We start from the raw sequence: 14,570 nt of genomic DNA, 5'->3' as shown, positions 1-14,570 counted from the left end.
TTAGGGTTTAAGATGTGACCTCTCTCTGTTCAGGACTGGAGGGTATTCGATATTCTCTCTATAATGGTTCTTCACAAGAGTGAAACAGCTTAATCTTTTGATAATTGTAGAATTCCGAGAGAGAAAACATGCCTGAAAGCGCAGACGAGATGCATCTTGAAAGCAGTTGTGATGCCGTCATCAAATCGACCTCTAGAATCAGCCCTGAAGCAACAGATGAAGTACGTCAACTGGTATTACAGATTGACGATCCAACCTTTCGATATGCTGCGGGTCAGTCCATTGGTGTCCTGGTACCTGGACCCCATGAGTTTGGTAACGAATATCATCATCGCCGCTACTCAATCGCCAACCCAATTCAAACTGGCAATGCTGAGTCCATTGAATTGGAAATCCTGGTGAGACGCTGTTTCTACCTGGATGAGGTATCGGGCGAACAGTATCCAGGTATCGCCTCAAACTATCTCTGTAATGCTAAAAGCGGTGACAAAATCAAGATCACCGGTCCATTTCGTAGCCCCTTCAAAATACCTACCGACAAAAATAGCAACCTGCTGATGATTGGTACCGGTACAGGCATTGCGCCATTCCGTGCTTTCGTACGACAAATATATGACCAACACGGAAGCTGGGATGGCCAGGTACGCCTATTCTATGGCGACCAGGGCGGCATGAACCTGCTCTACATGAATGATGAGCAGAAAGATCTGGCCCAATATTATGATGATCAGACCTTTAAGGCCTTCAGTGCCCTGACTGACAGACCACTGGCCAGGGCCGAATCTGGTCTAGAGGAAAGCCTATCAGCGAATGCTGAAGAGTGTAGAGAGCTGCTGAAGTCCCCTAAAACCTATCTATTCCTTGGTGGACTGGAGAAAGCTGCCGAGGTCTTCGACAAAGTCATGGAAGAGAGCTTCGGCTCTGCTGAAGCCTGGAGCCAGCAAAAAAAGTCCCTTGTCGAAGATGGTCGGTGGGCAGAACTGCTCTATCACTGAGCAGATAACCAATCTTCCATAGAGAGTCGATAGAGAGCGTGCTCTCTTAGAGGATGACCCTGTGGTACCGCCGGATGCTCAAAGTTACTGGCGGTATCACTCATCCCCAACCGTACCATTACCCTGCGGGATCGACTATTCCCAATCGCAGTAAATGAGACCACCTCCTGCAGTCCCAGTTGCTGAAAACCAAATTTCAGAGCACTGTTTGCAGCCTCCGTGGCATAACCTTTTCCCCAATGGCTGGCTGCCAGACGCCAACCGATTTCCACACAGGGTGAAAAAGGCAACGCAGCACTGGGAACATGCAGACCGACAAAGCCGATAAACGTTTGACGCTCTCGAAGTTCTACCGCCCAGAAACCCCAGCCCCGTTGTTGAATCAACTTTTGACATCGATCTGCTATCGCATCACTTTCGATCCGATTGAGGGGTGCCGGAAAGTAGGCCATCACCTGTGGATCAGCGTTTAGATGGGCGAAAGGCTCCAGATCAGATCTTTTCCACTGCCGCAGAGAGAGTCGATCAGTCTCGAGTTCTGTAGGTTTACCCATTTATTCTCACAACCCCGCAAAGGTGATACCTGTTTCGTAGGGTGGGGCCATGCCCCACCAGATACGGTGAAAAACAGAATAAAGCTGGCTCTCTAGTCATTCAAGCTCTATCCCATCCACCCACTTGAGCGGGCCTCTATCGCTATTTGGTGGGGCATGGCCCCACCCTACCAACCCCGAACAGTGCGCTTCTTGGTATCCCGTTATGTCATGAGCGAGAAGCGCAGGCACAACCGATCAGCGGGGCGAAACAGTACCGTAGGGTGGGGCCATGCCCCACCAGATAAGCTGAAAAACAGAATAAAGCTGGCTCTCTAGTCATTCAAGTTCTATCCCATCCACCAACTTAAGCGGGCCTCTATCACTATTTGGTGGGGCATGGCCCCACCCTACCAACCCCGAACTGTGCGCCTCTTGATATCCCGTTGTGACACGAGCGAGAAGCGCAGGCACAACCGATCAGAGGGGCGAAACAGTAGCTTGATAACTTGATGACAGTACAGAGACGGGACTGGCTTTAATGCCATAACACTTGAATGGATAGCATTTGAAATGGTGCGGCAGGGCCGGCACTCTACGCCGCATCCTGGCTTATGGTGGGGCATCGCCCCACACTTGCTCGAAGAGATAAAAAAAGCGTTTGTCACATCCTTCCTGATGATATGCTCAATAGTTATTCAGTTTTGGAGTAGTTTGTAGGATCAGGCACGCCAGCTTCAGAGAAACCACGCGCTCTCAATCTGCAGGAATCACAACTGCCACAGGCTTCACCGTTTTCCGTTGCCTGGTAGCAGGAGACGGTAAGACTATAGTCTAGTCCTAGCGCTATACCCTGTTGGATAATCTCCCCCTTACTCAGATCAATCAAGGGGGTGTGGATCTGAAAAGATTTGCCTTCAACCCCTGCCTTGGTTGCCAGGTTAGCCAGATGCTCAAAAGCTTCGATAAACTTTGGACGGCAATCAGGATAACCTGAATAGTCCACTGCGTTTACACCGATAAAGATATCCTGGGCATCGAGCACTTCTGCCCAGCCTAGAGCCATGGAAAGAAACACTGTGTTTCTGGCAGGCACATAGGTTACCGGTATACCCTCTGCCAGCTGTTCCGGTATCTGGATTGTGGTATCTGTCAATGCTGATCCACCAATCGAATCAAGTCCTATGGACATCACCTTGTGATCTACTGCTTCCAGGGCCTTTGCTATACGAGCAGCAGCATTTAGCTCAGCTGCATGACGCTGTCCATAGGCCATGCTTAAGGCGTAACATTGATACCCCTGGCTACGCGCAATCGCCAATACCGTTGCTGAATCGAGACCACCTGAGAGTAAAACGACAGCTCTTTTATTCATCGACCCGGCTCTTCATCCCATAACAATTTATGCAGCTGCATTTGAAACCGTACATTCAATCTATCTTGCAGAATCCAGTCCGCCAGTTGAGTCGGACTCTGTTTTCCATGAACTGGAGAGAAGAGAATCTCACATCGCTGCTCCAGACCATGACTTTTCAATAAATCACGACTCCATTCATAGTCATCCTTTCCACTGATCACGAATTTAACTTGATCATCCTGGCGCAAACAATCCAGGTTGGCCATTCTGTTTTTACTGCCTTCACCTGAGCCTGGTGTTTTAATATCAATAACTCTCATTACCCGTGGATCAACCAGGCATATATCCAGCGCGCCACTGGTTTCCAGAGAGACCTCATAACCAGCATCACAGAGTCGGGATAACAACAGCTTACAATCCGCTTGAGCCAGTGGCTCTCCCCCAGTGACACAAACACGTTGAATCTTTAACGCCGCCACCTGTTCCAGTATGGCGTCGACACTCATCTTCTCACCGCCACTGAAGGCGTACTGGGTGTCACAGTATTCACAACGAAGTGGACAGCCGGTCAAGCGCACAAAAATTGTGGGCAGACCAACACTCTTTGCCTCCCCCTGTAGAGAGAGAAAGATCTCTGTGATTCGTAAGTGTGGCATAAACCTGGTCAAGCGGAAGATATTTGCATGGATCTGGTAAAACGAGAGCAGTATTTTTAAAGCCTCTGCAATACAACAACTGCGCAGCTCTTCTACAGCCAGGAAAGTCAGCTGTAAATGTAGCTTGGTTTGATAGAAAGGTTAACAAAGGGTGCAGGTTAACGCACCCTTTACTAAAACCTAACGCCCTTCCTTCTTCAAACGCTGAATCCGCTTTTGAGCAAGACGGGCTTCAGTTGTGGCTGGATAGTTAAGTTGCAGTTCAGTAAGAATTGTTTTCGCTTTATCCCACTGCTGCTTCTCATAGTAGATATATCCCATCTTCAACATAGCGCCAGGGACTTTGGGACTCTGATTATATTTTTCCTGTACTTTGGAAAATTCCGCCAGAGCGGTGTCAAAATCCCGATTGACATAGCTCGCCTCAGCCAGCCAGTACTGGGCGTTATCTTCGTAACTTCCACCAGAGTAATCTTTTAGAAAAGCAGTAAACGCTGTGATCGATTCAGGATAGCGTCCCTGTTTCAACAGATTAAACGCTTCCTGATAGACCATCTCCTCCTTTTGTGGATTCGGAGGTGTCACCGGTGCAGCTGCAGGTGCCTCAGCAGCTGCTGTTGACCGATTCACCGGTTGTCTGACAGGAGGTGACTGAACTGGTGGCGTCGTTGGTGCCGCGACAGGAGGCGGTGTTGAAACCCCGCTTGGTTGAACTCGCGACAGTCTCTGATCGATATCCAGATAGAGGTCTCGTTGTCTCCTGCTCATCGCATCCATGGTGTGCTTTTGTAATTCCACATCACCACGCAATTGCTGAACTTCCCGCTGCAGCTGCTGCAGCTGTAAAACCAGATCAGCCAAACTCTGATTCTGAAGCGTACGTTCAATACGCTGCAGACGTTGTTCCATAGTCGGGCCATTATCCGCAGCCAGCGCAGAAGAGCTCATTCCCAAACCTATCACTAAGCTGAGAACCCCCAATCTGAAGCATGAGTTCATCACTCTCTCCTCAATCAATAAACCAATTCAACACGTCGATTGAGCGCCATCGCTTCATCGGTGTTGTCGAACGCAGCGGCTCGCTCTTCACCATAGCTGACCACAACCATCTGATTGTCCGCTACACCTTGTGCCATCATCAGGCTGCGTACTGAATTGGCCCGGTTTTCACCCAGTCCTAAATTGTATTCCCGTGTGCCACGCTCATCAGCATGACCTTCCAATCTGACCACAGCCTGGGGATTGGCGGCCAGATAGTCAGCATGAGCCTGGATCACATCCATATAGTCTGAACGAACAAGACTCTGATCATAATCAAAATAGATCACCCGGGTCGCTAAAAGACTGTTTGGATTCTCTAGTGGATCGCCATACCACTCCTCACCCTCTGAGGCAGCAGAGGTTGAAGCTTCACCGTTGGCGCCCCCCTCTGACCCAGCACCGGTTGATTGTTCAGATACATCTGCAGCCTCATCACTGGTAGGCGTGGAGGAACAACCGATCATCAACAGCAAGGAAAGTGTAATGATGGTAGATAATGACAGCACTTTTTTCATGGAAGTTCTCCTAATTCAGTCGTGCATTATTTTTTAAAAGGTGACCAATCCGGTTCGCGCACATCCCCTTCCTTTAGAGCGAGACTCTGTCTCACCCGTCCATCAACGGAAACTGCTGCGAGTACGCCACGACGTCCCTTCTTGGCGCCATAAATAATCATACTGCCGTTTGGTGCAAAGCTGGGTGACTCATCCAGTCTTCCCTGACTGAGTACCTGCATTACGCCAGAGTCGAGATCCTGTACCGCAATCCGGTAGTTCCCCTCATCCTGGGTAACGAAGGTTAATAACTTACCATCCGGTGAAAACGAGGCCCGAGCGTTATAGCTGTTCTGGAAAGTAACACGTTGTGCTTTTCCGCCAAATGCCGATACCTGATATATCTGTGGTCTGCCACCTCGATCTGAGGTAAACACAAGACTCTTTCCATCCGGAGACCACGCCGGTTCAGTATCAATGGCATAGTGGCGCGTGATTTGCTGCAATTTGCGGTTGCGCAAATCGAAGACGTAGATATCCGGGTTACCACCTTTGGATAGGGTCATAGCCAGCTTACGTCCGTCTGGTGACCAGGAAGGCGCCCCATTTATGCCTTTATATGATGTGACCTTCTCTCGCTTTCCGGTATAGACCCCTTGAACATAGACAGCTGATTGTCCACCTTCAAAGGAGACATAGGCGATTTTCATACCATCTGGTGACCAGGCTGGCGACATCAATGGTTCTGTTGAGGTGACGATAGGCTCGGAATTGTAGCCATCAGCATCAGCAATATTCAATCCGATCTTTGTTTCGCCATCTACCTGCCTGGTTGAGGTTATATAGGCAACCCGTGTTGAAAAAGCACCAGGTACACCCAACAGATTTTCATAGATCAGATCTGCAATACGATGCGCGGTGCTGCGCAAATTGGAAGCGGTGGTAGGGATATTGTAGCCGGTAAGCTGCTGCCCCCGGTATACATCCAGCAGTTGAAACTGTACCTGGTAACCACCTGCACCGGTTGATTGCACCTGTCCAACCACCAGATTCTCGACATCCAGAGCCCGCCAGTCCTTGAATTCGACCTCTTTATCCGAGGTTGGCCGGGACAACATATCTGCAAATGGGATGGTCTTGAATCGTCCACTGCGCTGCAGATCTGCATTGATTACTTCTGCAATATCCACCGGTGGCCGCCCTCTTCCCTGCCAACCAAAGGGTACTACAGCGATCGGTAAAGCCCCTTCGACGCCTTCGGTTATTTCGATGGTCAATTCGGCTTTAGCTAGCGATTGAAACGCGAAAAAAGCCAGCAAGATCAAGTATATTTTTTTCATATTAACAATAGGTTATTTATTTGGCTTAAAGTTTAATCTTAATGAACGGAACGATTCAAACAAGGCCCCACTGGGCACAGGCAAAGGAGCAGCTTTGTAGACCGCAGCTTCTACTGAGCGATCGAATGCTGCATTACCACTGCTTCGAATGATACTGACACCACCTGGCACAACATCCCCACCAGGTATCAGGCGAACCTGCACTACACAAGAGAGCCCTTCGGTATTCTGGCCTGGCTTAAGCCAGCTTCGCTCAACCTGCTGCTTAATCACGGCCCCATAACGGTCGATTTCCCGACTATTCTGCTCCGCTGCAATCTGTTCCTGTAGAGCCCTTTCCCGTTCGGCTTGAGCCGCTGCCGCATCAGCTTTGCGTTTTGCTTCAGCCTTGCGCTTGGCCTCAGCCTCGGCCTTGCGTTTAGCCTCAGCCTTCCGCGTAGCTTCCGCTTTGCGTTTAGCCTCTGCCTGTTTTCGCTTTGCTTCCGCTTTACGTTTCGCTTCAGCCTTGCGTTTGGCCTCAGCCTTCTGCTTCTCTACAGCCTTACGTTTGGCTTCGGCCTCACGTTTTTGTTTAGTGGCCTTCTCTTGAGCGATTCGTTTTTGTTCCAGAGCCTGCTTTTTCTTCTTCTCTTCTGCCTTGCGGCGCTTGATCTCTTGCTCCTGCTTGAGTCTCTTTTGCTGTTCCGCCTTTTTCTCTTGCTCTTTGTTTAGATTGATCTTTTCCAGATCAACTGTATGTGCTTGAACCACATTGGCCTGGGTTGCTAACGGTTTCGGCTTTTTCTCCCAATCCACGCCAAATAGCAAAAAGAACAGAATCAGTATATGCAGGAGCACTGCCAGAAAAACAGAGAATGGATTGCGTTTGATCACGCTGAACACGTCTATGACTCCGGTGATTCTGTGACCAAACCAACACTCGGTGCGCCACCAGCCTGAAGCAGAACCATTGCTTCAACAACACGGCCATAGGGTACCCCCTTATCACCACGCACCATAATTGGTGTTTTGGGTTTGTATTTGAGCACCGCTCGAACACGATCGACCAGGGTATCCTCATCCACGGGTTGATTCTTATCCTCACCGATATCGATAAAAAGCTCACCCGCCTGGTTGACAGAGACTACTAACGGTTCATCCATTTCACTCGAGAGTGGCTCAGCATCTGCCTGTGGCAACTCCACCTGAACACCCTGGGTCAAGAGTGGTGCGGTGATCATGAAAATCACCAGTAGCACCAACATAACATCGATATAAGGCACCACGTTTATCTCTGACATCGGACGACGGCGATTCTTGCTGCGACTCATGATCTCAATTACTCACTCAGGAGACAGCCTGTCTTTGCAGGATCGTTGCAAACTCTTCTACAAAATCATCATATCTATTATTCAGACGCTCCACATCATTTGAGAAACGGTTATATGCAATAACCGCTGGAATGGCTGCGAACAGACCGATAGCGGTGGCGATCAATGCTTCTGCAATGCCAGGTGCGACCAAAGCCAGAGTGGCCTGTTTTACATTTCCCAGGGCGGTGAATGAGTTCATGATGCCCCAGACAGTACCAAAGAGTCCCACATAGGGACTGGTAGAACCTACAGTAGCCAGGGTAGAGAGATGATGTTCAAGGCGATCCACTTCCCTGTTCAGAGAGACCCTCATTGAGCGTTGCGCACCTTGTACCATGGCCATAGGATCCTTGTGGCCTTTGGTTCGCAAACGGGCAAATTCACGGAATCCTGCACGAAACATGGCAGCCATACCTGACTCATCATCCGTCTCTCGCTCAATCTGACGATAGAGTTCCGCAAGATCTCCTCCAGACCAGAAGCGGCTCTCAAATTCATCAGCATCTCTCGCAGCTCGCTTGAGGATACGCATTCGATCGAAGATCATGCTCCAGGAGCTAACTGAGGCAAAAACCAACAATGCAATCACAAACTGCACTACCGGGCTGGCATTCAGAATCAGGTGAGTAATGGAGAGGTCAGTCGACATCCGCAATCTCCAGCATTATGTGTTCAGGGATAGATGTTGGACGCATGGTTTTCATATCCACACATGCAATCCTGATCTCTCCTTCGCAGAGTGTCTGAGTATCCAAAGAACGAATTACCTCCTGATGAAAGGTGAGACTGGCCCGACCCTTTTTTAAGACTCTGGCAGAGACTTCCAGTGCATCATTGAAACGAGCCGGGTGATGGTATCCTACATCCACATGGCGAACTGCGAAGATGATCCCGTCTTGTTTAACCAGCTGGTCCTGTTCAAACCCCTTACTCCGCAGCCATTCGGTTCGTGCCCGCTCCATGAACTTCAGATAATTGGCGTAGTAGACCACACCTCCCGCATCTGTATCTTCGTAATAAACCCTGACTGGCCAGGTAAAACTATTTTGACTGCTATTCATGTCCTATTTCCACAACTCAGCTCCCTCCGAAGCCAAAACCTAGCCACTTCCAAAGAGGTTCAAGATTGCCCTGAATCAAAACCTGTCTCGCCAGTCATTGGCGGCAATCTCAAGAAGTGCCACTCTGTTTCCCAGAGGTGCCATTTAAGTTCAAACCATATTGATATTAATAAAGACAGACCGCAGTGTATCCACCTAAAGACCGGTTATCAAAACTAGATGTACTTTTGATGGCTTGCCCTAGGCTGTCACAACATCTCAGAATACAATCTATTGGCTCTCCGGATTGTATGAGTGTGCAATGTTACCTGAGTTCCCTGAATTATCCTTCATCAGGATTGAAACAGATCGTCGTCTGATGACCTTGTATTGCCAGTAGCTGGTGTCAGACCAAAATGCAGATAAGCTGCCTGGGTCGCGACCCTGCCTCGTGGGGTGCGCATCATAAACCCTTGTTGTATCAGGTAGGGTTCAAGTACATCCTCAATCGTTCCCTTCTCCTCTCCGATTGCAGCAGCCAGATTATCAACACCTACCGGACCACCATCGAACTTTTCGATAACTGCCAGCAGTAAACGTCTGTCCATGTTATCGAAGCCATTGCCATCCACCTTGAGCATTTTAAGCGCCTTGTCAGCCAGATCAGCTGATATATGACCATCCCCTTTCACCTGGGCATAATCACGCACCCGCCGCAGAAGGCGATTGGCTATTCTGGGTGTTCCGCGGGAACGGCGAGCAACCTCGTTCGCGCCTTCAGCATCAATACCGATATTTAGAATACCGGCTGATCGGGTAACGATTCGCGCCAGATCCTCACTATTATAGAATTCCAGGCGTTGCACGATGCCAAACCTGTCCCTGAGCGGAGAGGTAAGCAGGCCAGCCCGAGTCGTTGCACCAACCAGAGTAAATGGAGGCAGATCGAGTTTAATTGAACGGGCCGCAGGTCCTTCACCAATCATGATATCGAGCTGAAAGTCCTCCATCCCGGGATAGAGCACCTCTTCCACTACCGGACTCAAGCGATGTATCTCATCGACAAACAACACATCATGGGGCTCCAGGTTGGTCAACATTGCTGCAAGATCACCTGGTTTTTCCAGTACCGGCCCCGAAGTTTGGCGCAAATTGACAGCCATTTCGTTGGCGATGATATGAGCAAGAGTGGTTTTGCCCAATCCTGGTGGACCGAAGATCAGGACATGATCGAGGGCCTCGCTTCGCCCACGAGCTGCGGAAATAAAGATCTCCATCTGCTCGCGTACAGCAGCCTGACCCACATAGTCGCATAGTTGCTTTGGTCTGATTGCCCGTTCAAGGAGATCATCGTCCCCGGCAGCTTCACCATCGATCAACCTGGGTTCTTCACTCACAGATTATCTGTCCTGTCATTTGTTGGTCGTTCCCTTCAGAGCGGCTCGAATTAAAGCTTCGCTATCCATCTCTTCCTGTTCTACCCCTTTTACCATGCGGTTCGCATCCAGCGGCTTGTAACCCAGTGCAATCAGGGCTGCAACCGCATCAGAACTGGCGCTTGCAGGTTGGATAATCGATGCCGATGAAGATGGTGAACTGGAGCTGGAGAATCCCGATAGTTTCGCCAATCGATCGCGCATTTCAATAATCAGTCGCTCGGCGGTTTTTTTGCCGATACCTGGGAGTTTAACCAGTGAAGCCACATCCTCACACTCTACACATTGGGCAAATGCCTCGGCGCTCATGCCAGACAATATCGTCAAGGCCATCTTTGCACCAACTCCATTAACTTTCAATAAGTTACGAAACAAAGTTCTTTCAGTTTCATTAACAAATGCATAGAGGACATGGGCATCATCACGAATGATTAAATGGGTCAGCAAGGTAACCTTTTGCCCAACATCAGGAAGCGCGAAGATTGTCGAGAGTGGCGCCTCCAACTCGTACCCAACCCCATTCACATCCAACAGCAGAAAGGGTGCCTGCTTGCTGGCGATTTCACCTCTTAGGCGACCTATCATTACTGAAAACCCCTTACGCCACGGGCGCTGCTTCGAACAAAGGCTATCTTACTGGTATGTGCATGGCTGAGTGCTACGGCAAGGGCATCAGCCGCATCAGCCTGAGGCCTTTTCTTCAAACCTAAAAGCATCTGCACCATATGCTGAACCTGCTCCTTTTCAGCACGACCTGTGCCGACAATCGCCTGCTTGATCCCCCTGGGGGAATATTCTGCAACTGGCAATCCAAGATTGACTGCGGCACAGATGGCCGCTCCTCTGGCCTGCCCCAGTTTAAGCGCAGATGAGGGGTTCTTGGATACAAATACCTGTTCTATTGCCATGACTTCAGGCTGATGTTCATTGATTACAGCAGTAATGCCAGCAAATATCTGACCCAGCCTGGGCGCCAAAGCTTCTCCCTCAAGGCGCAACACACCATGAGCCAGATGTTTTGATTTCACGCCGTCAGATTCAATTAATCCATATCCCGTTGCCCGAGACCCAGGGTCAATGCCGATTATTCTTAGCATTCAGCCTACTGCGTCGAGGATTTCATCTGAAATCTCTGCATTGGTGTAGACATCTTGAACATCATCAAGATCTTCCAGCATATCGATCATACGTAACAGTTTATCAGCGTCCCCCTCATCCAGTTCAGCCCGTGTTGAAGCCACATAGGTAACTTCATCATTTTCAGGCTGGAGGCCAGCTGCGATCAGGGTATCCTTAACCTCTGAAAAACTCTCGGGCGAGGCGATAACATCGATTGTCCCATCATCGTTAACGGTCACATCTTCCGCACCTGCCTCCAAAGCAGCATCCATGACACTCTCTTCATCCAATCCCGAGGCAAAACTGATAATCCCCTGCTTTGTAAAGAGATAGCCTACTGAACCATCTGTGCCCAGATTACCACCCAATTTACTGAAGGCGTGACGAACCTCAGAGGCAGTCCGGTTACGATTGTCAGTCATGCAATCCACCATTACCGCAGTTCCGCCTGGACCATAGCCCTCGTAGCGGATTTCGTCGTAATTTTCACCATCCGTGCTGCCAGCACCACGTTTGATTGCACGTTCAATGGTATCTTTGGGCATATTCGCCCCAAGTCCCTTATCCATAGCCAGGCGCAATCGTGGATTTGCATTCGGGTCGCCGCCACCCATTCGAGCTGCCACAGTGATTTCCCGGATTAGTTTCGTCCAGATCTTGCCACGCTTTTTATCGTTGGCCGCTTTTTTATGCTTGATATTGGCCCACTTACTGTGTCCTGCCATACAAACCTCTCAAAACCGAAGATTCAAACCGGGCAGTTTAACATCCCCCTGTTCTCTCAGAAACAGAGTAATTTCCAGATACCCCTCAACCCTATCTAACAATGATAAATAATGTAGCCGAGAGCCGATAAAATCGATCAACAGCAGCCTGACCGACTTGATACAGCAATATGCTGTAATTCAGAATCTGATTTTGATATCCAATGATCCATGCAAAGCTACCCGCGATAGGTTACATTTGTAATTTATTGGCAGCTTTATTTATAAAGACCTTAACGATCTACAATAGATTTAAGATTCACCTTAGCAACCCCAGATATGTAGGCTATGTCCCAGACTGTTGAAGAGTGGGTACGACAAATCTCCGCTGAACCACTTCCCGTTATGCAGCGGACCCTGACCCAGGTCAGGGATTTACTCGATAAAAAAACGAGCGTCAACCACTCCCGGCTCGCTGAAGTTATCTCCCGTGACCCGGGGTTCAGTTTGTATGTCCTGCAGCAGTTGAGTAATCCATCCAATCAGCCGAAGGAAGCAATCACCAGAATTTCATTGGCTATTCCAATGCTGGGAATGGCACTGATTGAAAAAGCCAGCAAAATCCTCCCCTGCCTGGAAGATAAGCTGAAAGGCCCACCGAGAAGAGGACTCATCGACTGTTACAGCCGAGCTGTCCATGCCGCCTGTTATGCGCGAGGCCTGTCAGAGTTCCGAAACCAATCTGATGGCGATACACTTTATACAGGTGCTCTGCTGCATGATATCGGTGAAATGGCCATCTGGTCTGACGCACCGGACACCATGATCAGGATTCAGAAAAAAATTGAGGCCGGTGATGATAGAGAGAGTGTTGCTCAGGCTGAATTGGGCTTTACCTTTGAAACACTCAACATCAAATTAAGTGAACGCTGGCAACTGCCTGACTTAATCAGGAATGCACAAGGCAGCGCCAACAGCTTTCAACCTAAACCACTCACGGTAATGCTGGCTTCTACCCTGGCGCGGGAAACCACTCTGGGCTGGAGTAGTAAGAAAACAGTGGCGGATTTAGAGCTGTTGGCTGAATTTCTTGAAATTCCCCAGGAACAGGCCATCTCCAGACTGCATAAACTTGCAGCAGAGACAGCTCGAACTCTTCAGGCGCTACCCCTGCCACTGCCTGCCTTTTTCATCATCTGCGGTGATGAGAAACCGGTCAAGAAAACCCAGCCTGAGACCGCTAAAGCGGCACCAGCGAAAAAGGTAGCCAGCGAGAAGAGACCCACCCCCGTACCCCCCAAGGCCGCTAATCCACCGCCGCCAAAAAAGAGTAATCCTCTACAAGATATGCTCAGTAGTGCGCTTGAGCAGATGCATCAGGATCTGGGTTTGAGTCGTACAATGTTTGCCATGCTCAGTCCCGACCGAAAGATGCTCAGGTCACGCCTTGTCATCGAGTCAGAACAACAACTCTCCCTGAAAGACTTCGCGCTAGACTTTAAAAACCCAAGCTTATTCAAAATATTACTTAACAAACCTCAAGCAATATCTCTCAACAAGGGTAATGCTGAAAAATATCTGGCCATGATTCCTCCAGAGGCAAAAGAGCAGATCAACACGAGTGGATTTATCTCGATGTCGATCTTTATTCGCAACAAGCCGGTGGGGTTATTTTATGCTGACAACGGCTTGAGTGGCCCTGGTGTAACACGGCAACAGTTCGAGAATTTCAAGGCGATATGTCAGAAGGTAATGAAAACTATGAGCACACCATAGAAGAATCACTATTATCGCTGAATAATTCACGCTTTTAGAACTCATCAAATGTTTTGACCAAAGTCATTGCTTCCACCATTTCAAACGCTAGGATACCCTCTCCTAGTCAATGCCCATGGGGAAACCGTGCCACAGCAGATCAGCTATCAAATTGAAAAAAACCTCTATCTCAGCATTACCGACCGCTGCACGCTGGAATGTGCCTTTTGTCCAAAAACACTAGGGGATATGACGGTAAAAGGGTATGACCTAACTCTGGATCACCGCCCTACAGCCGAAGAGGTTATCGCCTCAATCGATGATCCTTCGAAGTATGATGAAATTGTCTTTTGCGGTTATGGTGAACCTACGCTCAGGCTCAACGTATTGCTGGAAGTGGCCCGCCACATTAAAAAGCATGGTGGTCGGGTTCGTGTGAATACAGATGGCTTATGCAATCTGGTGCACAAGCACGACACGTTACCAGAGCTGGCTGAGTGCGTTGACGCCCTATCGATTTCCCTGAATGCCCAGAATAGCGAGATTTACGATCAGCACTGTCGACCCAATCTGCCGGGCTCCTACCAGGCGATGATGGCTTTTCTCAGTCGGGCGCCTGACTATATATCCGATGTGACAGCAACAGCAATTGATGGCCTGGAAGGTGTCGATATTGAATCCTGTGAAGGAATCGCCAGACAGTTAAAGGTTAAATTCCGCCGTCGCGAACTCGATGTCGTGGGTTAAG

At 49.3% G+C, this 14,570-nt stretch carries 17 protein-coding genes; 3 read left to right on the top strand and 14 right to left on the bottom strand.

All coding sequences use genetic code 11. From position 1 onward, the window contains the following. Nucleotides 1-128 precede the first annotated feature (128 nt). Nucleotides 129-995, top strand: a complete 867-nt coding sequence (locus AC4IFB_RS10815) for a ferredoxin reductase domain-containing protein (RefSeq protein ID WP_490778509.1) — start codon at nt 129-131, stop codon at nt 993-995. Here the strand turns inward: AC4IFB_RS10815 and AC4IFB_RS10810 are convergent. The 14 genes from AC4IFB_RS10810 to AC4IFB_RS10745 all read right to left on the bottom strand — a co-directional run bounded on the left by AC4IFB_RS10810 (nt 989) and on the right by AC4IFB_RS10745 (nt 12,088). After that, nucleotides 989-1,549, bottom strand: a complete 561-nt coding sequence (locus tag AC4IFB_RS10810; protein ID WP_490780167.1) for a GNAT family N-acetyltransferase — start codon at nt 1,547-1,549, stop codon at nt 989-991. The genes AC4IFB_RS10815 and AC4IFB_RS10810 overlap by 7 nt on opposite strands. A 673-nt stretch (nt 1,550-2,222) precedes the next feature. Beyond that, nucleotides 2,223-2,903 (bottom strand): 7-cyano-7-deazaguanine synthase QueC, encoded by a 681-nt coding sequence (gene queC / locus AC4IFB_RS10805; protein ID WP_490778506.1) that lies wholly within the window; start codon nt 2,901-2,903, stop codon nt 2,223-2,225. Then, nucleotides 2,900-3,541, bottom strand: coding sequence for a 7-carboxy-7-deazaguanine synthase QueE (queE, locus tag AC4IFB_RS10800; protein ID WP_490780166.1), 642 nt, complete (start codon nt 3,539-3,541; stop codon nt 2,900-2,902). The genes queC and queE overlap by 4 nt, the downstream gene beginning before the upstream one ends. A 180-nt stretch (nt 3,542-3,721) precedes the next feature. Beyond that, nucleotides 3,722-4,489 (bottom strand): tol-pal system protein YbgF, encoded by a 768-nt coding sequence (gene ybgF, locus AC4IFB_RS10795; RefSeq protein WP_490780165.1) that lies wholly within the window; start codon nt 4,487-4,489, stop codon nt 3,722-3,724. A gap of 65 nt (nt 4,490-4,554) precedes the next feature. Further along, nucleotides 4,555-5,097, bottom strand: a complete 543-nt coding sequence (gene pal, locus AC4IFB_RS10790) for a peptidoglycan-associated lipoprotein Pal (protein WP_490778503.1) — start codon at nt 5,095-5,097, stop codon at nt 4,555-4,557. A 26-nt stretch (nt 5,098-5,123) separates the two neighbouring features. Further along, entirely contained in the window at nt 5,124-6,416 is a 1,293-nt protein-coding gene (tolB, locus tag AC4IFB_RS10785; RefSeq protein WP_490778502.1) for a Tol-Pal system beta propeller repeat protein TolB, read from the bottom strand. 12 nt (nt 6,417-6,428) lie between these two features. Further along, complete coding sequence (gene tolA, locus AC4IFB_RS10780) at nt 6,429-7,298, bottom strand: cell envelope integrity protein TolA (RefSeq protein WP_490778501.1); 870 nt, start codon at nt 7,296-7,298, stop codon at nt 6,429-6,431. Nucleotides 7,299-7,300: 2 nt separating this feature from the next. Continuing rightward, a complete protein-coding gene (tolR, locus tag AC4IFB_RS10775) occupies nt 7,301-7,726 on the bottom strand; it encodes a protein TolR (protein ID WP_490778500.1) in 426 nt (141 codons plus the stop codon). Between the two features lie 16 nt (nt 7,727-7,742). Further along, a complete protein-coding gene (tolQ, locus tag AC4IFB_RS10770) occupies nt 7,743-8,417 on the bottom strand; it encodes a protein TolQ (RefSeq protein WP_490778499.1) in 675 nt (224 codons plus the stop codon). Further along, a complete protein-coding gene (gene ybgC / locus AC4IFB_RS10765; protein ID WP_490778498.1) occupies nt 8,407-8,829 on the bottom strand; it encodes a tol-pal system-associated acyl-CoA thioesterase in 423 nt (140 codons plus the stop codon). Before ybgC ends, tolQ begins: the two co-directional genes overlap by 11 nt. Before the next feature lie 332 nt (nt 8,830-9,161). Then, nucleotides 9,162-10,205 (bottom strand): Holliday junction branch migration DNA helicase RuvB, encoded by a 1,044-nt coding sequence (gene ruvB, locus AC4IFB_RS10760; protein WP_490778497.1) that lies wholly within the window; start codon nt 10,203-10,205, stop codon nt 9,162-9,164. A 15-nt stretch (nt 10,206-10,220) separates the two neighbouring features. After that, the gene (ruvA, locus tag AC4IFB_RS10755) at nt 10,221-10,829 is read right to left on the bottom strand and encodes a Holliday junction branch migration protein RuvA (protein ID WP_490778496.1); all 609 of its coding nucleotides are present in this window, start codon (nt 10,827-10,829) and stop codon (nt 10,221-10,223) included. Next, complete coding sequence (gene ruvC / locus AC4IFB_RS10750) at nt 10,829-11,341, bottom strand: crossover junction endodeoxyribonuclease RuvC (protein ID WP_490778495.1); 513 nt, start codon at nt 11,339-11,341, stop codon at nt 10,829-10,831. The genes ruvA and ruvC overlap by 1 nt, the downstream gene beginning before the upstream one ends. Beyond that, nucleotides 11,342-12,088 (bottom strand): YebC/PmpR family DNA-binding transcriptional regulator, encoded by a 747-nt coding sequence (locus AC4IFB_RS10745; RefSeq protein ID WP_490778494.1) that lies wholly within the window; start codon nt 12,086-12,088, stop codon nt 11,342-11,344. It lies immediately after the preceding gene. Between the two features lie 327 nt (nt 12,089-12,415). Between AC4IFB_RS10745 and AC4IFB_RS10740 the strand changes: the two genes are divergently transcribed. Together AC4IFB_RS10740 and AC4IFB_RS10735 are read left to right on the top strand one after the other, a co-directional pair. Continuing rightward, complete coding sequence (locus AC4IFB_RS10740) at nt 12,416-13,843, top strand: HDOD domain-containing protein (protein ID WP_490780164.1); 1,428 nt, start codon at nt 12,416-12,418, stop codon at nt 13,841-13,843. Nucleotides 13,844-13,969: 126 nt separating this feature from the next. Next, a complete protein-coding gene (locus tag AC4IFB_RS10735; RefSeq protein WP_490778492.1) occupies nt 13,970-14,569 on the top strand; it encodes a TatD family nuclease-associated radical SAM protein in 600 nt (199 codons plus the stop codon). The last annotated feature ends 1 nt before the right edge of the window (nt 14,570 follow it).

Source organism: Candidatus Thiodiazotropha sp. AKIB8 (assembly GCF_058244675.1).
This window is presented reverse-complemented; position numbering and strand designations above follow the sequence as displayed.